Origin of the sequence: Micromonospora echinofusca, from assembly GCF_900091445.1 — a bacterium.
In the GTDB taxonomy this organism is placed as follows: Bacteria; Actinomycetota; Actinomycetes; order Mycobacteriales; family Micromonosporaceae; genus Micromonospora; species Micromonospora echinofusca.
The window spans coordinates 5,262,208-5,280,190 of sequence record NZ_LT607733.1 but is presented as its reverse complement, the minus strand read 5'-3'; the positions used below and the strand labels follow the sequence as shown (position 1 = coordinate 5,280,190).

Genomic DNA, 17,983 nt, shown 5'->3' with positions numbered 1-17,983 from the left:
CGGGCGCTGTGTATAGTTCTCTCGTGCCCGGGTGACCGGGACGAGGCAAGGGGCCGTGGCGCAGCTGGTAGCGCACCACACTGGCAGTGTGGGGGTCAGGGGTTCGAGTCCCCTCGGCTCCACCCTTGCGAAGCCCTGGTGCGGGAGTTGTCCCGCACCAGGGCTTTCGGCTTTCCCGGGCGTGGTCCCGCACCGCCGCCCGCCGACGGCGACCGGAATAGGGGTTCCGTCCCACAAATGAGGCGTTGTCGCCCGTCGGCGCCCGTGCCACGATCGCCGCACCGGAGGCCCTTCCCCGCCCGGTGGTGGGGCCGATCCCGTGGCGCGCCGTGAAGGAGCCGATGGTGGATCACCCCCACGCGTTGACAGCCGAGCAGTCGGAGCAGTTCCGGCGCGACGGGCACCTGATCCTGCGGGGCGTGCTGCCCACCGCGACGCTCGACGCGCTGCACGGCTCGTTCAGCCGCGTCGTCGACCACCTCGCCCGGCAGTGGCAGCAGCGGGGAGTGGTCACCGAGACCTTCGCCGACCTGCCGTACGACCAGCGCTACCTGCGCCTGATCGAGTCCAGCCAGGTCCGCGTGCCGGCCGCCTGGCGGCGGATCCTGGTGGGACGCCCGGTGTACGACCTGTGGCGCACCCCGGAGCTGCTCGGGCCGGTGCGCAGCCTGATCGGTGACGAGGTCTACGCGCACGGCGTGTGGAACGCCCGGCCGCGTGACCCCCACGGCCGCACCCAGCAGGTCGCCTGGCACCAGGACGCCTACTACTACAAGGGCTGGGACCCGTCGGTCGGGCCGCTGCTGTCGGCGTGGATCCCGCTGGTGCCGGTCGACGAGGACACCGCCTGCCTCCAGTTCGTCACCGGCTCGCACACCCGGGGCTGGATCTCCCGCGACCGCCTGCCGAACGGCGAGTACGGCACATCGGACGAGGCCGTCGGGGACGGCCCGGTCAGCACGGCCCGGATGGAGCCCGGCGACGTGGTGATCTTCACGGACACGACGCTGCACCGCTCGACGCCCAACGTGTCGGACCGCATCCGGTGGAACATCGACATCCGGTTCGCCCCGGCCGTCGACGAGGTGATCCGCAACTCGCCGCGCGGCTACCGCTGCTTCAGCGCCGCCGACCCGGCCCGGGTCGAGTCGTTCGAGACCTGGGCCGGCCGGTACCGCTACGAGCCCGAGGACCTGCTGACCGAGCTGACCAACTTCGAGGAGGGCTACGACCTCGACGTGCTCAGGGCCTTCTCCCGGGCGTCGCCGTACGCCGACATCTACTGAGGACGCCGCGGCTCAGCCGAGGTGACGCTCGATCTCGGCCAGCTCGTCGGCGCCGAGGTCGAGGTTGTCGAGGGCGGCGAGGTTCGCCTCCAGCTGCGGCACGCTGCTCGCCCCGATGATCAGGCTGGTCATCCGGGCATCGCGCAGCGCCCAGGCGAGCGCGAGCTGGGCCAGCGACTGGCCGCGCCGCTCGGCCAGGCCGCCGAGCGCCCGGATGGTGGCCATCCTGGCCTCGCCGAGGTCGCTCTCGCTCAGGAAGGTGCTGGTGCGCACCCGGGAGTCCGCCGGGATGCCGCCCAGGTAGCGGTCCGTGAGCAGCCCCTGGGCCAGCGGGCTGTACGCGATGCAGCCCGCGCCGACCCGCTCCAGGGTGTCGAGCAGGCCGTCGTCCTCGGTCCACCGGTTGAACATCGAGTACGACGGCTGGTTGATCAGCAGCGGCGTACCCAGGTCGCGCAGGATCGCGGCGGCCCGCTCGGTCTGCGCCGAGTCGTAGTTGGAGACGCCGACGTAGAGCGCCTTGCCGGCCCGCACGACGGCGTCCAGGGCGCCCATCGTCTCCTCCAGCGGAGTGTCCGGGTCGAACCGGTGCGAGTAGAAGACGTCGACGTGGTCCAGCCCGAGGCGGCGCAGCGACTGCTCCAGCGAGGAGACCAGGTACTTGCGCGAGCCCCACTCGCCGTACGGGCCGGGCCACATGAGGTACCCGGCCTTGGTGGAGACGACCAGCTCGTCCCGGTACGCCCTCAGGTCGGTGGCGAGCATCCGGCCGAAGCTCTCCTCGGCGGCGCCCGGCGGCGGCCCGTAGTTGTTCGCCAGGTCGAAGTGGGTCACACCGAGGTCGAAGGCGCGGCGCACGATGTCCCGCTGCCGCTCGTACGGCCGGTCGGGGCCGAAGTTGTGCCACAGCCCGAGCGAGATGACGGGCAGCCGTAGCCCGCTGCGTCCGCTGCGCCGGTAGGTCATCTTGTCGTAGCGCTGGTCCGCGGCGAGGTAGGTCACGGTCACCGAGCCTAGCCCCGCCGGCCGCCGGCGCGCGGCTAACGGGCCTGGGGCAACGGACGCCGGGGTAGTTTCGGGTCCATGCGTTTCGTCGAGCTCGACACCCCGAAGCCCCTGTCCAAGATCGGCCTCGGCACCTGGCAGTTCGGGTCCCGGGAGTGGGGCTACGGCCCCGAGTACGAGCGCCGGGCGGCCGACATCGTCCGGCGCGCCGTCGACCTCGGGATCACCGTCTTCGACACCGCCGAGCTGTACGGCTTCGGCCGCAGCGAGCGGATCCTCGGCGACGCCCTCGGCGACGACCGGCAGAAGGTGGTGCTCGCCACCAAGATCTTCCCGATCCTGCCGGTCGCCCCGGTGGTGCAGCAGCGGGCGGTCGCCTCGGCTGCCCGGCTCGGCGTCACCCACCTCGACCTCTACCAGGTGCACCAGGCCAACCCGCTGGTCGCCGACCACACCACGATGCGCGGCATGCGCGCGTTGCAGGACGTCGGGCTGGTCGGCGAGGTCGGCGTCAGCAACTACGGCCTGCGCCGCTGGCAGGTCGCCGAGGCGGCGCTCGGCCGGCGGGTGCTGAGCAACCAGGTCCGCTACAGCATGATCGACCGTGGGCCCGAGCACGACCTGCTGCCGTACGCGAAGCAGGCCGGCCGCGTCGTCATCGCCTACAGCCCGCTCGCCCAGGGGTTCCTCTCCGGCCGCTACGACGCGAAGAACCCGCCGAGCGGCGCGGTACGCCGGGCCAACCCGTACTTCCTGCCGGAGAACCTGGAACGCGGCGCGACCCTGATCGAGACCCTGCGGCAGGTGGCCGACGCCCACGACGCCACCCCCAGCCAGATCGCCCTGGCCTACCTGCTGCGCCACCCGAACGTGCTGGCCATCCCCGGTGCGTCCGGCGTGGAGCAGGTCGAACGCAACGCGGCGGCCGCCGACATCGACCTGGCCGACGACGAACACGCCGCGCTCGCGCGGGCGGCCAGGGAGTTCCGCCCGATCACCGGCCTCGCGGCGGCGCCCCGCCTGCTCCGGGCCCGGATCGGCCGGTGACCCCGCCGCCGCACTGACCGCCGGCGATCTCCCCGACGTGGGGGAGTCGGCGCGGGGCGGGACCGGGACAGAATGGGCCGGTGAAGCCCCGCACGGTCGTCGCCCCGCTGGTGGCCGCCAGCACCTGGCGGCGCGGCGTGTTCCTGCTGCTCGGCGGGGTGCTCGCGCTGCCGTACGTGCTGCTGGCGGTCGCCTTCGCCCAGATGCTGTCCCGCTCGGACGTGCCCCGGCCGCTGGTGCTGGCCCTGCTCGGCGTGGCGGCGACCATCGCGGCGGTCCCGGTCTTCCTCGACGGGCCCCGGGCGTTGGAGATCGCCGCCGCGCGGACCCTGCTCGGCGTCGACCTGCCGGACCCGGCCCCCGGACACGCCGCCGACCGGGAGACCCGGCTGCGCTCGGCGCTCTGGATCGGGCTGCACCTGATCAGCGGCGGGCTCGTGGTGGCCGCGCTGTTCAGCGCCGTGCCCATGGCGCTGGCCTTCATCGGGCAGCAGTTCGGGCTCGACACCCAGATGACCGGCGGCGACCGGTTCGGGCCGCTCGACGGGCGGGACACCGGCTGGCTGACCGTCGCGGGAGTCGTGGTGCTGGTGGCGCTCGGCTACGCCGTGGCGGGGCTGGGCGCGCTGGCGGTGTCGATGGCCCCCGTGCTGCTCGGCCCGGCCCCGGCGGAACGGATCGCGGCCCTGGAGGCGCGCGCCACCCGCCTGGCCGAACGCAACCGGCTGGCCCGGGAGCTGCACGACTCGGTGGGCCACGCCCTCACCGTCGCCACCCTCCAGGCCGGGGCCGCCCGCGAGCTGCTGGACCGGGACCCGGAATTCGTCCGGCGCGCGCTGGGCGCGATCGAGGAGGCGGGGCGGCGGGCCATGGACGACCTCGACCACGTGCTCGGGCTGCTCCGCGAGCCCGACGGACGGCCGGCGCCGGCGCCGCAGCGTACGCTCGCCGACCTGGACCGGCTCGTGGCCGACACCCGCGCGGCCGGCCTGCCCGTCGACGTCCGGCGCACCGGCGACCCGGCCGACCTGCCGGCGGCGGTCTCCCGGGAGGGCTACCGGATCGTCCAGGAGGGGCTGACCAACGCCGCCCGGTACGGCCGGGGGCCGGTCGCGCTGCGCCTCGACGTGCACGCCGACGCGCTGGAGCTGGAGCTGGACAACGCGCTGGGCCGGCCGCGCCGCGCGGACCCGGGCCGGGGCGGCCGGGGCCTGGACGGGATGCGGGAACGGGTGCTGCTGTTGGGCGGCCGGTTGACCGTCGGGCCGGACGGCGACCGCTGGCGCATCCGGGCGCGGCTGCCGTTCGAGGAGGGCCGATGACGAGCGGGACCGCGACGCCGAGCACGGGCGTGCTGATCGTCGACGACGACGAGCTGATCCGGGTCGGGCTGCGGGCGATCCTCGACGCCCAACCCGACCTGCGGGTGCTCGGCGAGGCCGCCGACGGCGCGGAGGTGCCGCCCCTGGTGGCCCGGCTGCGCCCGCAGGTGGTGCTGATGGACGTGCGGATGCCCGGCATCGACGGCATCCAGGCGACACGGCGGCTGCTCGCCACCTCCGCCGACCCGCCCCGGGTCCTCGTGGTGACCACGTTCGCCAACGACGAGTACGTCTACGAGGCGCTGCGCGCCGGGGCCAGCGGATTCCTGCTCAAGCGGGCCCGGCCCGCCGAGGTGGTGGAGGCGGTCCGGGTGGTGGCGCGGGGCGAGTCGCTGCTCTTCCCCGCCGCCATCCGCCGCCTCGCCGGGGCGTACGGGGGGCGGGGCGCCGACCGGCTGGCGTCCGCGCGGCTCACCGACCGGGAGGCCGAGGTGCTGCGGCTGATGACCACCGGACTGTCCAACCCGGAGATCGCCACGCACCTGGTGGTCGGGGTGGAGACCGTGAAGACCCACGTCGGCAACGTGCTGGCCAAGCTCGGCGTACGCGACCGCACCCAGGCGGTGATCGCCGCGTACGAGTCGGGATTCGTCACCCCGTCGGGCTGAGCTTTCCCTCCCGAGGGGGAGCCGGTTCACCGCCGTACGGGAGGGCGGGCGCGGCCCGTCGGCCGAGGCTGGGAGGCATGACGACGACCACCGCTCCCACCCACCGAACGGCCCTCGACCGGCTCGCCCCGGCCGCCGCCGGCTGGCTCGGCCTCTGGGGACTGCTCGCCCTGGTCAGCGCCGTCACCGGCGCCGGCTACCCGTTCGGGGCGAACGATCCGCGCGGCGGCGAGGCCAACCTGCTCCGGCTGGTCCCCACCGACCTCGGGCCACCCCTGTTCGCCGTACTGCTGCTCGGCGCCGCGGTGGCCGCGCTCGCCATGACCGGGCCGGCCCGCCGCCCGGCCCGGCCGCTGCGCACCCTGCTGCTGGCGTACGCCTGGGCCGTCGCCTTCCTGCTCGCCGTCGTCGTGCCGGACGTGGGGGTGCTGACGATCCTCGGCTACGCCCCGATCCTGATCGTCGGCGCGTCGTTCGGCTGGCCGCCGGTCGACTACGCCGAGGTGTTCACCTGGGCGCTGGCCGCCCGCTTCGCGGCCGTGGTCGGCGGGGTGCTCCTGGCCGGGGCGGCGCTGCGCTGGCAGCGGCGCACCGCTGGCGTCTGCCCGGCGTGCGGACGCGACGGCGTCGAGCACGGCTGGACCTCGCCCGCCTCGGCCGCCCGCTGGGGGCGCGTGGCGGCCTGGACGGCGGCCACCATCCCCGCCCTGTACGCGGTCACCCGGCTCGCCTGGGCGCTCGGCGTCCCGCTCGGCATCGAACGGTCGTTCCTCGCCGAGATGCGCGAGTCCGGCCTGGTCTGGGCCGGTGCCGGGCTGGGCGGCTTCGCCCTGGTGGGCGCGGTGCTCACCCTCGGGCTGGTGCAGCGTTGGGGGGAGCGGTTCCCGCGCTGGACGGTGGGCCTGGCCGGGCGGCCGGTGCCGGTCGCGCTGGCCGTCGTCCCGGCGACACTGGTCGCGGTGGCGGTCACCGCGGCGAGCCTCGGCCTGCTCGCCAGCCCCGACTTCTGGGACTTCTCCGGCGGGTTCAGCCTGGCCACCGCCCCGATGCTGCTCTGGCCGCTCTGGGGCGTCACGCTCGGCGCCGCCACGTACGCGTACCACCTGCGCCGCCGGGGCGCCTGCCGGCGTTGCGGGCGCGGCTGAGGCCTTCCGCACGCGGTTGCGGGCCGGGGGACCTGACGGGGGGTGCCCGGCCCGGGACGCGTGGCGGACGGGGGTGTCGTCGACGGGCCGCGCGCGAGCGGCCGGTCGGCGGCGCCCCGCCCGCCGCTGTCCGGGATGGGGAAGTGAGCTTTCGACGAGGTCGCCGCGTCGCCTCGTGAGCTAGCGTGGGTCGGGTGACTGCGCCTTCCCCGGTTACCCCGGCCCCACCGGCCGACCTGCCCGGCACGCTCGGCGAGCTGCGGGCGGCCGGCCACGCGTACCGCACGGTCAAGCAGGAACTCCGCGACAACCTCCTGGCCCGGATGCGTTCCGGCGCCGACCGCTTCCCCGGCATCGTCGGCTACGACGACACGGTTCTGCCCGAGGTCGAGCGGGCCCTGCTCGCCGGCCACGACATGGTGCTGCTCGGCGAACGCGGCCAGGGCAAGACCCGGCTCATCCGCTCGCTGGTCGGCCTGCTCGACGAGTGGACCCCGGTGATCGCCGGCTCGGTGCTCAACGAGCACCCGCTGCACCCGCTCACGCCGGGCTCGCGGGCGCTGGTCGCCGAGGTCGGCGACGCCCTGCCGGTGGCGTGGCTGCACCGCTCGATGCGCTACGGCGAGAAGCTCGCCACCCCGGACACCAGCGTCGGCGACCTGATCGGCGACGTCGACCCGATCCGGATCGCCCAGGGGCGCACCCTCGGCGACCCGGAGACCATCCACTTCGGGCTCGTCCCGCGTACGAACCGGGGCATCTTCGCCGTCAACGAGCTGCCCGACCTGGCCGAGCGGATCCAGGTGGCGCTGCTCAACGTGCTGGAGGAGCGGGACATCCAGGTCCGCGGCTACCAGCTGCGGCTGCCGCTGGACCTGTTCCTGGTGGCCAGCGCCAACCCGGAGGACTACACCAACCGGGGCCGGATCATCACCCCGCTGAAGGACCGCTTCGGCGCCGAGGTCCGCACCCACTACCCGGTCGACCTCGACCTGGAGCTGGCCCTGATCCGGCAGGAGGCCGACCTGGTCGCCGAGGTGCCGGAGCACGTGCTGGAGGTCCTCGCGCGGTTCGCCCGCGCGGTGCGCGAGTCGCCGTCGGTGGACCCGCGCTCCGGGGTCTCCGCCCGCTTCGCCATCGCCGCCGCCGAGACGGTCGCCGCCGCCGCGCTGCGCCGCGCCGGCCTGCTGGCCGCCGGCGACACCCCCGAGGGGGTACGCCCCGAGGCGCCGGTCGCCCGGGTCGGCGACGCGGTGCCGGTGACGTCGACCCTGCGCGGCAAGGTCGAGTTCGAGAGCGGCGAGGAGGGCCGGGAGGTGGAGATCCTCGGCCACCTGCTGCGTACCGCGACCGCCGAGACGTTCCGGGCCCGGCTGGCCGGGCTGGACCTCTCCGGCTTCACCGCCCTCGTCGACGGGGACGCGGTGATCGAGACCGGGGAGCTGGTCGGCTCCGCCGAGCTGCTGCGCCAGGTGGGCACCGTCCCCGGGCTCGCCAAGGCCCTGGACCGGCTGGGGTTGGGCGACGCGCCCAGCCCCGAGCAGGCGGCGGCCGGCGTGGAGTTCGTCCTCGAAGGGCTGCACCTGACCCGCCGGCTCGGCAAGGACGTCACCGACTCCGGCCGGACCCGCTACGGCGGCCGGGCCTGAGCATGGCCGGCAACCGGTTCCGGTACGGGCAGTGGCGGGGCGGCCCCGACCCGCTCGCGCCCCCGTACGACGTGCGGGGGGCGGTGGACGCCGTCGGCGCCGAGGTGCTGGCCGGCGGCAGCCTGCGGGAGGCGCTGCGCGGCCTGCTGCGGCACGGGCCCCAGGGGCGCGGCGGGCTCGACGACCTCGCCGCCCGGGCCAGGCGGTTGCGTCGGGAGGCGCTGCGCCGGGGCGACCTGGACGGGGCCGTCACCCGGGCCCGGGCACTGCTCGACCAGGCGCTCGCCGCCGAGCGGGACGAGCTGCGCGGGCGCGGCGACGACGACGCGCGGTTCGCCGAGGCGGTGCTGGACAACCTGCCCCGCTCGACGGCCCGGGCCGTGGAGGAGCTGACCGGATACCGGTGGGCCAGCGACGAGGCCCGCGAGACCTACCAGCGGATCCTCGACGGGCTGCGCGACGACGTGCTCGGCCAGCGCTTCGCCGGGCTGCGCGACGCGGTGCGCGCCTCGGCGGACCCGGCCGCCCAGCAGCGGCTGGCCGAGATGATGCGCGACCTCAACGACCTGCTCGCCCGGCACGCCCGGTCGGAGGACACCACCGACGCCTTCGCCGAGTTCATGCGGCGGCACGGCGAGTTCTTCCCGGAGCAGCCGGCCGACGTCGACGAGCTGGTCGACGTACTGGCCCGGCGGTCGGCCGCCGGCGAGCGGCTGATGCGTTCGCTGTCCGAGCGCCAGCGCGAGGAACTGGCCGGCCTGATGCGGCAGTCGCTCGGCGACCGGCTCGCCGGGGAGCTGTCCGCGCTGGACGCCAACCTGCGCGCGCTCCGCCCCGACCTGCACCGGGGCCCGGGCGAGCGGGTGCGCGGCGAGCGGCCGCTCGGCTACGGCGAGGCCACCGGCGCCCTCGGCGAGATCGCCGAGCTGGACGACCTGCTGGACCAGCTCGACCAGGAGCATCCGGGCGCCACCCTGGACGACGTCGACGTCGACGCGGTGGCCCGGACGCTGGGTCGGGACGCCGCCGACGACGTACGCCGGCTGCGGGAGCTGGAGCGGGAGCTGCGCCGGCAGGGCTGGGTGAGCCGGGACGCCGACGGGTTGACCCTGAGCCCGAAGGCGCTGCGCCGGCTCGGCGGCACGGCGCTGCGGCGCGTCTTCGCCGACCTGACGGCCGGGCCGCGCGGCCAGCACGACCTGCGCGCGGCGGGCGCCGCCGGCGAGGTCAGCGGCGCTTCCCGGCCGTGGGGGTACGGCGACGAGCAGCCCCTCGACGTGGTGCGGACGCTGACCCGGGCGGTCCGCCGTGCCGGATCCGGCGTGCCGGTGCAGCTGGCCGTCGAGGACTTCGAGGTGGTCGAGACCGAGCGGCGGGCCTCGGCGGCGGTGGTGCTCTGCGTCGACCTGTCCTACTCGATGATCTCGCAGGGCCGGTGGGGCCCGATGAAGCAGACCGCGCTGGCGCTGGCGCACCTGATGGCGACCCGGTTCCCGCAGGACGCGTTGCAGATCGTCGGCTTCGGCCTGGAGGCGCTGCCGCTGACCCAGCAGGAGTTGGCCGCCGTCGAGCCCGACCTGCGGCAGGGCACGAACCTCCAGCACGCGCTGCGGCTGGCCGCCCGGCACCTGCGGCGGCACCCGGACGCCGAGCCGGTGGTGCTGGTGGTCACCGACGGGGAGCCGACCGCCCACCTGGACCCGGACGACGGGGAGGCGCTGTTCCACTGGCCGCCGCTGCCGGAGACGATCGAGGCGACCGTACGCGAGGTGGACCGGCTCACCCGCTACGGCGCCACGCTCAACCTGTTCATGCTCGGCGACGACCCCGGCCTGCGCCGCTTCGTCGACGCGGTGGCCCGCCGATCGAAGGGCCGCATGTTCACGCCGGACCTGGATGACCTCGGCGAGTACGTGGTCTCCGACTACCTGCGCACCCGTCAGCCCCGCCGCCGCTGACCCGGCGGATTCGAGGGAACCGAGCGGCTGCGTCCCGTGGCCCGGCTCGGCGCGGCCCGGCTCGGCTCGGCTCGGCTCGGCCCGGGGATGGTGCCACCTCGAACGCTGTCGAGCTGCCCCGTTGGTGAGACCACGGCCCATGTCGATGCCGCGGCCTCATCCGCGAGTCGGGGCCGATGGCGAGGCTTCAACGCCGGCCGGAGGGCGTTCCGAACCCGGGGCCTCGTCCGGGGCTGCGGGCCGATTCGACGCGCGTCGCCTGCTGGGGCTCTCCCTTCGGCCGCTGCCCCTGGTCCTGTTGACGGGGCAGCTCGACAGCGCCCGATCAGCCCTTCGGCCGGCGCCGTTCCGGCACGCGTTCCGCCGGTCCCTCCCGGCCGGTCCCTTCCGGGTGAACCGTCCGCGGGAACGCCGGGCCGGACAGCGCGGGCCGGGATTGACTGGGGGCATGGACAGCGGGGCGTTGCGGGGGGCGTACGCGGAGGTGCTCGCGGAGGTCGAGGCGGGCGGGTTCGCGGCGCCGCCGGCCGGGCAGTTGAGCGCCGAGCAGATCGTCGCCCACCTCGCCGCCAACGACGAGCTGATGACGGAGGCCACCGAGGCGGTCCTCGCCGGTTCGCCGTTCGCGTACTACGACCTGGAGACCATCCACCGTCCCCAGGTGGACGCGCTGGTCGCCGAGTGCGGTGGGCTGGACGGGCTGGCCACCCTGCTGCGGGCCACGAGCCAGAAGCTCTGCGCCCTGACCGAGCGGCTCGGCCCGGCGGCCCAGACTCCGGTGGAGACCCACCTGCGCGAGGGCTTCGACCTGGTCGTGGACGAGCCGCTGCCCTGGGCCCGCACGTTGGACCTGCACACCCGGGTGCACCTGCCGAAGCACCTGGCCCAACTGCGGATGCTGCGCGCCGGCTGAGACACCGCCAGGTGAGCCGGGTGGGCCCTCGGCCTCGTCAGTCGACGACCCGGACGTCCTTCCAGAAGGCGACCCGGTCGCGGACCTGCTCCGCCTCCGGCTTCGGCTCGGGGTAGTACCAGACCGCGTCGGTGCTGGTCCGGCCCTCGTGTTCGAGGGTGTAGTAGGACGCGGTGCCCTTCCACGGGCACACCGTGTGCGTGTCGGACTCGCGGACGAGGTCGTCGCGCAGGGCGGTACGCGGGAAGTAGTGGTTCCCCTCGACCAGCACGGTGTCGTCGCTCTCGGCCACGACCAGGTCGTTCCAGACGGCTCTCGGCATGGCTTCCACGCTATGCCGGTCGGCCGGCTGCGGCCAGTCGTCCGGTCACGTCGCGGACGCGCCCTGGTCACGTCCCCCGCGACGGGCGTCGTGGCGCGTACAGTGATCGCATGTGTGCGGTCCGTGTGGATCATCATCCGGTCGACCACGAGGGCGCGGTGGCCCGGCTGCGACGGTCGTACGCGGCGGTGCCCGCGGGCGAGCCGGTGCGCCTCGCCAAGCGCACCTCGAACCTGTTCCGCCCCCGGTCCGCCCCGCGCGCGCCGGGTCTGGACGTCACCGGGCTCACGGGCGTGCTCGCCGTCGACCCGGTCGCTTGCACGGCCGACGTGCAGGGCATGTGCACCTACGAGGACCTGGTCGACGCGACCCTGCCGCACGGGCTGATGCCGCTGGTGGTGCCGCAGTTGCGCACCATCACCCTCGGCGGGGCGGTGACCGGGCTCGGCATCGAGTCGACCTCGTTCCGCAACGGCCTGCCGCACGAGTCGGTGGTCGAGATGGACGTGCTGACCGGGGCGGGTGCGCTCGTCACCGCCCGTGCGGAGGGGGAGCACGCCGACCTCTTCGCGGCGTTCCCCAACTCGCTGGGCAGCCTCGGCTACGCCACCCGGCTGCGCATCGAGCTTCAGCCGGTACGCCGCTTCGTGGCCCTGCGCAACGTCCGGTTCACCCGGCTGGAGGCGCTGGCCGACGCGCTCGCCGAGGTCACCGCGACCCGGTCCTGGGGTGGGGAGGCGGTGGACGCGATGGACGGGGTGATGTTCAGCCCCGGCGAGGCGTACCTCGTGCTCGGCACCTTCACCGACGACGTGCCGGCGGCTAGCGACTACACGGGCCAGGACATCTACTACCGGTCGCTGCGCCGGCGCACCCGCGACGCACTGACCACGTACGACTATCTCTGGCGCTGGGACACCGACTGGTTCTGGTGTTCGGCGGCGTTCGGGGTGCAGCACCCGGTCCTCCGGCGGGTCTGGCCGGCGCGGTGGCGACGCAGCGACGTCTACCACCGGCTGGTCCGGCTGGAGCACCGGCACGGCGTGGCCGCCCGGATCGACCGCCTGCGCGGTCAGCCGGCGCGCGAGCGGGTGGTGCAGGACGTGGAGATCCCGCTGGAGCGCACGGCGGAGTTCCTGCGCTGGTTCGCCGGCACGGTCGGGATGACCCCGGTCTGGCTGTGCCCGCTGCGGCTGCGCGAGGCGGCCGGTCCCGGATCGGGTCGGGCCTGGCCGCTGTATCCGCTCCGAGCCGGTCAGAACTACGTGAACATCGGCTTCTGGGGCAGCGTGCCGATCAAGGAGGGCGCCGCCGACGGCGACGTCAACCGGGCGATCGAGCGCATGGTGTCGGAGTTGGGCGGCCACAAGTCGCTCTACTCCGACGCGTACTACGACCGGGATTCCTTCGACCGGCTATACGGCGGCGCGACGTGGCGCGTGGTGAGGGACCGCTACGACCCGGACCATCGGCTCACCGGACTGTACGAGAAGGCGGTAGCACGAGCATGAGCCTGACCGATCGAGACCAGGGGGCGGCGAGCGCTCCCGCCAGCCCGCCGGCGGGGAGCCGGCGCCCGGGTCCGACCGTCGCGGACGTCGTCCGCGCGTTGACCACCGGTGCCCTGCCGGTGCGGGTCACCGGGTACGACGGCAGTGCGGTGGGCCCGGCCGACGCCGGGATCACCCTGTCGATCCGTTCCGAGCGGGGCCTGACGTACCTGCTCACCGCGCCGGGCGACCTGGGCATGGCCCGGGCGTACGTCGGCGGCGACCTGGCGTTGCAGGGGGTGCACCCGGGCGACCCGTACGAGGCGTTGCGGGTGCTCAAGGACGAGCTGCGGCTGCGTACGCCGTCGCTGGCCGAGGCGCTGGCCCTGGTGCGCGGGCTGGGCTGGGAGCGGCTGATGCCGCCGCCGCCCCCGCCGCAGGAGGCGCAGCCGCGCTGGAAGCGCCTGATGAACGGGCTGCGGCACTCCCGGTTGCGGGACAGCACGGCGATCTCCCACCACTACGACGTCTCGAACGCCTTCTACGAGAAGGTGCTCGGCCCGTCGATGACGTACACCTGCGCGGTCTTCCGCTCGTCCGACGACACGCTGGAGCAGGCGCAGGCGGCCAAGTACGACCTGGTGGCCCAGAAGCTGGCGCTCGGGGCGGGGATGCGGCTGCTCGACGTGGGCTGCGGGTGGGGCGGCATGGTCCGGCACGCGGCCCGCGAGTACGGGGTGAAGGCGCTCGGGGTGACCCTGTCCCGGGCGCAGGCCGAGTGGGCGCGGGCGGCGATCGAGCGGGAGGGGCTGACCGGCCTGGCCGAGGTGCGTCACCTCGACTACCGGGACGCGCCGCGCGAGCAGTTCGACGCGGTCTCCTCGATCGGCCTGACCGAGCACATCGGAGTGCGCAACTACCCGGCCTACTTCGGTGCCCTGTCCGACCGGCTGCGGCCCGACGGCCGCCTGCTCAACCACTGCATCACCCGGGCCGACAACCGCGCGCCGCACCGCTCGGGCGCGTTCATCGACCGCTACGTCTTCCCGGACGGGGAGTTGGCCGGCCCGGGGCGCCTGGTCGGCGAGATCCACGACGTCGGGCTGGAGGTGCAGCACGAGGAGAACCTGCGGCTGCACTACGCGCTGACCCTGGCCGCCTGGTGCCGCAACCTCGTGGCGCACTGGGACTTCTGCGTCTCCGAGGTGGGGGCCGGCACGGCCCGGGTCTGGGGCCTCTACATGGCCGGCTCCCGGCTGGCCTTCGAGCGTAACGGCATCCAGTTGCACCAGGTGCTGGCCACCCGCAACGGCCCGGAGGGGGCGAGCGGCTATCCGCTGCGCCCCGACTGGCTGCCCTGATCCGCGTCCGACAGCCGCGCCGGCCTCCGGCGCGGCTGTCGTCGAACCGATTGACAAACAAATTTTTTACGTACAAGCTGATTTTGCCATGAGAGACGTCCTGTACCTGGAACAGATCGAGCAGGCCGAGGTCCTGCTGAAGCCGCACCGCGTCGAGGTGCTGCGGCAACTGGCCGAGCCGCGCACCTGCACCGAGGTCGCCACCCGGCTGGAGCAGACGCCGCAGCGCGTCTACTACCACGTCAAGCAGCTCGTCGCCGCCGGGCTCGTCGAGCTGGTCGACGAGCGCAAGGTCCGGGGCATCACCGAGGGCATCTACCAGGCCGCCGCCCGGTCCTACTGGCTGTCGCCCCGGCTGGTCGGCCGGATCGGCCTGCGCCGCGCCCGCGACGAGCTGAGCCTCGGCCACCTGCTGGACCTGATGGAGGAGGTCCAGGAGGACATCGCCGGGCTGGACCGCGCCGCCCCCGAGCTCCCCTCGATCGGGGTCGCCGGCGAGATCCGGGTGCCGGCGGAGCTGCGCCAGCAGTTCCTGCACGACCTGCAGAGCACTCTGCGGGACCTGTTCACGCGCTACGGGGGCGCCGATGGCGACGCCTTCAAGCTCGCCGTGGCCTGCTATCCGAAGGGGAAAGACCGTGACTGAACCGATGAGGCTGCCCGTCCGGCTCGCCGCGCCCGCCGAGGCCGTCCGCCGCGCCTTGACCGACCCGGCCGAGCTGCGCGTCTGGCTCGCCGAGCACGTCGAGGTCGAGCTGCCGCGACGGTACGAGTTCTGGGGCCGGCACACCCCGGAGGGCGACGCGCCGCACCAGCGGCTGCTGCACGTCGACGACGACACGCTGCGCTTCGCCTGGCTGCTCGACGGGGTCGAGACCACCGCCGAGTTCGCCCTGCGCGCGGAGGGTCCCGACACCACCGTGCTGACGCTGACCCAGAGCCACTTCGACTTCGCCGAGGCGATGAGCGGCAGCACCATCCGGGGCGTGCTCCAGACGTTCTGGAGCCTGTCGATCGCCAACCTGGCCGCCCACCTGGAGGGCCAGCCGCTGCTGCCGAAGGTCGACTTCACCTCCGCCGAGATGCGCGGCGAGCTGCTGATCGACGCGCCGGTGGCGAAGGTGTTCGAGTCGCTGACCGACTCCGAGCAGGCCAGCGCCTGGTTCGGCTACCCGATCGGCATCGAGCCGTGGGTCGGCGGGCGCTACGCCATGGGCGGCTTCGAGTCCGGCTACGCGGCCAAGATCGTCGACCTGGAGCCCGACCGGAAGCTGTCGGTGGACTGGGGGCCGACGGGCGTCAGCACCTGGGAGCTGGCCGAGTCGCAGGGAAGGACGAAGCTGACCTTCGTGCAGTCCGGCTTCGACGAGCAGAACCCGCCGTACGGGGCCTGGGCCGGGTCGGTCTCGGGGCTGTTCGAGCTGCGCCGCTTCCACGAGATGAAGGACTGGCAGCCCATCTGGCTCCCCGCGGAGGTGCCGGGCCTGGAACCGGAGTCCGCGAAGGCGACGAGCTGACGTACGTGTTCCGGGCGTGGTCCAGCCCTGGACCACGCCCGGAACCGGTCGGAATTCGAGGTGATAGTCGGGCCTTCGGTGGGTAGTGAGAGGCGATGTTCTTCATCTTCGGCCTTCGTACCAAGGTCAGCCAGTCCGGCGTGGTGCAGCAGGTCTGCCGCAACTGCCGCAACCACGCCGCGCAGGTGATCACGCGCCGGTCGACGAAGTTCAGCCTGTTCTTCGTGCCGATCATCCCGATCCGCACCCGCTACGTGCAGCAGTGCACCTTCTGCGGCGTCCAGTACGACATCTCCCGCGCCGAGGCCGAGCGCCTCCCCGTCGGCTGAACACCCCCGATGGCCCGTTTCCTCTGCTGGCTGATCGGCCGGCAGCCCGCCGCGCCCGCGCCCGTACACACCGTCTCGCGGCCGCCCTGCACCCCCGGGCGTCGCCGCCGTCGTCGCGACCGCCGGCCGCTCGCCGGCACCGCCCTGCCCCGGTCGCCCTGGAACCGTTCGGCCGGCCGCTGACCGGTTCGTGATCCGTCGGCTCTCGGCAGGCTGGTCGGGGCGTGCCAGGATGTGGCGGTGTCGTACCCCCCTCCTGCGTCGTACCCGCACATGCCCGGCCCCATGACGCCAATGGCGTACCCCCACCCGGTCGCGCCCCCGCCGGGCTACGCGGTGCTCGTCGTCTCCGTGAACCGGGGCCCCTACATCGTGCCCGCACCGACCACGAGCAAGTTCAAGATCGACGGCCAGTCGGTGCCGATCCCCGGTGAGGGCACCTGGTACGTGGTGATCCCCGCCGGGCCGCACGACGTCCGGTACACCGACTTCCTGGGCATGCCGCTGATCACCACCGCACTGGTCGCCCAGCCCGGCGTGGCGTACCACCTGTCGTTCCGCTTCGGTGGCTGGCGCAACCGCGCCTACGACGGGTACGGCACCGACGTGACGAAGTTCGGGCTCTGGTCGAACTACAGCATCGCGCTGCTCACACTCGGCATCTTCGGGCTGCTCTGCTGCGGTGCCCTGGGGCCGTTCACCACCATGCTCTGAGCCGGTCCCGCCCCCGTCGGCCCCTGCGCCGGGTGCCACCGGCCGGGGCGGCGCCGGGCACGGGCGGCGGGAACCGCCTATCGTGGCGGATCGTGACGAGCACCGAGGAACGACTGGCCGCGATCCGCGGCGGCGTGCCACCGAGGCGGCACAACGCGCGCACCATCGCCGCCCTGACCGGCAACCCGGGCTGCACCCGGCGGGCCGTGCTGGACGGCGCCGGGGTGGACAAGCCCCGACTGGCCGAGCGGATCGGGTTCCCGGCCCGCTTCGGGCAGTCCCGGTTCGCCATCACCCGTGGCAACGCCTTCGAGGCACAGGTCAAGGCCGACGGCGGGGCCGAGCTGCTGCGGCTGGTCGCCGAGCGGCTGGGCGTACCGGTGCCGGCGGCGGCGAGCTGGACGGACCTCGGCGACGGCGTCGAGGACGACACGGCCGCCCGGCACCGACGCTCCGCCGCGCTGCTGACCGACGCCACCCCGGGCGGGCCCGACGACACCGCCGCGCTGTTCGACCACCCGCTGCTCGGCCTGGACGTCGCCGGCCGCCGGGTGCACCTGGAGCCGGACCTGGTCGCCGCCCGGCTCGCCGGCAGGTTCCACGTCGTCGAGATCAAGTCGTTCCCGGTGGTCGACGGCCAGGCCGACCCGGCCAAGGTGTCCGCCGCCGCCATCCAGGCCGCCGTCTACGTGCTGGCCCTGCGCGAGCTGCTCGCCGCCGCCGGCCACGACCCGGAGCTGGTGTCGCACGACGCGGTGCTGGTCTGCCCGCGCGACTTCGCCAACCAGCCGGTGGCCAGCCTGGTCGACGTGCGCAAGCAACTGCTGGTGCTGCGCCGCCAGCTCGACCGGATGGCCCGGCTGGACGCGCTGCTGGCGGCCGTGCCCGAGGACTTCACCGCCGACGTGACGGCCGAGCCGGCGGCGCTGCTCGCCGCGCTGTCGGGGGTGGCGGCCCGCTACGCGCCCGACTGCCTGGCGGCCTGCGAGCTGGCGTACTTCTGCCGCGACGAGGCGCGCGGGCACACCGGAGCGCTGGGCCGGCCGGTCCGCGAGGCGCTCGGCGGGATCGCCGAGGTCGCCGAGGTGCTGGCGCTGGCCGCCGGCGAGCGCACCCCGGAGCCCGGGCAGGAGGAGGCCGCCGCGCTGCTGCGGGCCGCCGCCCGGCTGCGCGCCGACGCCCTCACCGGGACCCCCGCATGAGTACGCCCCACGCGCCCCGACCGACCACGCCGAGCGCCGCGCCCGCCGGGTGGGG

The 17,983-nt window shown here is 74.4% G+C and carries 17 protein-coding genes and 1 tRNA gene; 16 read left to right on the top strand and 2 right to left on the bottom strand.

All coding sequences use genetic code 11. The annotated features are described in order from the left end of the window. Window positions 1-49 precede the first annotated feature (49 nt). A tRNA-Ala gene (locus GA0070610_RS22400) sits at window positions 50-122 on the top strand. Window positions 123-344: 222 nt separating this feature from the next. Further along, window positions 345-1,286 carry a phytanoyl-CoA dioxygenase family protein gene (locus GA0070610_RS22395; protein WP_157747210.1) on the top strand — a complete coding sequence of 314 codons (942 nt, stop codon included), beginning with the start codon at window positions 345-347 and terminating at the stop codon, window positions 1,284-1,286. A 12-nt stretch (window positions 1,287-1,298) separates the two neighbouring features. On the opposite strand, the gene mgrA is transcribed toward GA0070610_RS22395, so the two are convergent. Further along, window positions 1,299-2,294, bottom strand: coding sequence for an L-glyceraldehyde 3-phosphate reductase (gene mgrA / locus GA0070610_RS22390; RefSeq protein WP_269458857.1), 996 nt, complete (start codon window positions 2,292-2,294; stop codon window positions 1,299-1,301). Between the two features lie 75 nt (window positions 2,295-2,369). Here mgrA and GA0070610_RS22385 point away from each other — a divergent pair, with 75 nt between their 5' ends. From GA0070610_RS22385 to GA0070610_RS22355, 7 genes are all read left to right on the top strand, one after another. Continuing rightward, window positions 2,370-3,338 carry an aldo/keto reductase gene (locus tag GA0070610_RS22385; RefSeq protein WP_089001870.1) on the top strand — a complete coding sequence of 323 codons (969 nt, stop codon included), beginning with the start codon at window positions 2,370-2,372 and terminating at the stop codon, window positions 3,336-3,338. Between the two features lie 80 nt (window positions 3,339-3,418). Then, window positions 3,419-4,660 carry a sensor histidine kinase gene (locus GA0070610_RS22380; RefSeq protein WP_089001869.1) on the top strand — a complete coding sequence of 414 codons (1,242 nt, stop codon included), beginning with the start codon at window positions 3,419-3,421 and terminating at the stop codon, window positions 4,658-4,660. Beyond that, window positions 4,657-5,328 (top strand): response regulator transcription factor, encoded by a 672-nt coding sequence (locus GA0070610_RS22375; RefSeq protein WP_089001868.1) that lies wholly within the window; start codon window positions 4,657-4,659, stop codon window positions 5,326-5,328. The genes GA0070610_RS22380 and GA0070610_RS22375 overlap by 4 nt, the downstream gene beginning before the upstream one ends. Before the next feature lie 77 nt (window positions 5,329-5,405). Beyond that, a complete protein-coding gene (locus tag GA0070610_RS22370; RefSeq protein WP_089001867.1) occupies window positions 5,406-6,473 on the top strand; it encodes a hypothetical protein in 1,068 nt (355 codons plus the stop codon). Between the two features lie 185 nt (window positions 6,474-6,658). Further along, window positions 6,659-8,122, top strand: a complete 1,464-nt coding sequence (locus tag GA0070610_RS22365; RefSeq protein WP_089001866.1) for a magnesium chelatase — start codon at window positions 6,659-6,661, stop codon at window positions 8,120-8,122. Window positions 8,123-8,124: 2 nt separating this feature from the next. Continuing rightward, window positions 8,125-10,080, top strand: a complete 1,956-nt coding sequence (locus GA0070610_RS22360; protein WP_089001865.1) for a vWA domain-containing protein — start codon at window positions 8,125-8,127, stop codon at window positions 10,078-10,080. A gap of 448 nt (window positions 10,081-10,528) precedes the next feature. After that, window positions 10,529-10,993, top strand: coding sequence for a hypothetical protein (locus GA0070610_RS22355; RefSeq protein WP_089001864.1), 465 nt, complete (start codon window positions 10,529-10,531; stop codon window positions 10,991-10,993). 37 nt (window positions 10,994-11,030) lie between these two features. On the opposite strand, the gene GA0070610_RS22350 is transcribed toward GA0070610_RS22355, so the two are convergent. Continuing rightward, window positions 11,031-11,315, bottom strand: a complete 285-nt coding sequence (locus GA0070610_RS22350) for a DUF427 domain-containing protein (protein WP_089001863.1) — start codon at window positions 11,313-11,315, stop codon at window positions 11,031-11,033. A gap of 110 nt (window positions 11,316-11,425) precedes the next feature. Between GA0070610_RS22350 and GA0070610_RS22345 the strand changes: the two genes are divergently transcribed. The 7 genes from GA0070610_RS22345 (at window position 11,426) to GA0070610_RS22315 (ending at window position 17,928) form a co-directional block, all read left to right on the top strand. Beyond that, window positions 11,426-12,826, top strand: coding sequence for an FAD-binding oxidoreductase (locus GA0070610_RS22345; RefSeq protein WP_089001862.1), 1,401 nt, complete (start codon window positions 11,426-11,428; stop codon window positions 12,824-12,826). After that, the gene (locus GA0070610_RS22340) at window positions 12,823-14,166 is read left to right on the top strand and encodes a class I SAM-dependent methyltransferase (RefSeq protein ID WP_089001861.1); all 1,344 of its coding nucleotides are present in this window, start codon (window positions 12,823-12,825) and stop codon (window positions 14,164-14,166) included. The genes GA0070610_RS22345 and GA0070610_RS22340 overlap by 4 nt, the downstream gene beginning before the upstream one ends. A gap of 88 nt (window positions 14,167-14,254) precedes the next feature. Further along, the gene (locus GA0070610_RS22335; RefSeq protein ID WP_089001860.1) at window positions 14,255-14,812 is read left to right on the top strand and encodes a winged helix-turn-helix domain-containing protein; all 558 of its coding nucleotides are present in this window, start codon (window positions 14,255-14,257) and stop codon (window positions 14,810-14,812) included. Further along, complete coding sequence (locus GA0070610_RS22330) at window positions 14,805-15,683, top strand: SRPBCC family protein (protein WP_089001859.1); 879 nt, start codon at window positions 14,805-14,807, stop codon at window positions 15,681-15,683. The genes GA0070610_RS22335 and GA0070610_RS22330 overlap by 8 nt, the downstream gene beginning before the upstream one ends. A gap of 95 nt (window positions 15,684-15,778) precedes the next feature. After that, complete coding sequence (locus GA0070610_RS22325; protein WP_089001858.1) at window positions 15,779-16,012, top strand: zinc-ribbon domain-containing protein; 234 nt, start codon at window positions 15,779-15,781, stop codon at window positions 16,010-16,012. A gap of 294 nt (window positions 16,013-16,306) precedes the next feature. Then, window positions 16,307-16,726 (top strand): hypothetical protein, encoded by a 420-nt coding sequence (locus GA0070610_RS22320; protein WP_231925772.1) that lies wholly within the window; start codon window positions 16,307-16,309, stop codon window positions 16,724-16,726. A gap of 92 nt (window positions 16,727-16,818) precedes the next feature. Continuing rightward, window positions 16,819-17,928 (top strand): hypothetical protein, encoded by a 1,110-nt coding sequence (locus GA0070610_RS22315; protein ID WP_089001857.1) that lies wholly within the window; start codon window positions 16,819-16,821, stop codon window positions 17,926-17,928. Window positions 17,929-17,983: the final 55 nt, after the last annotated feature.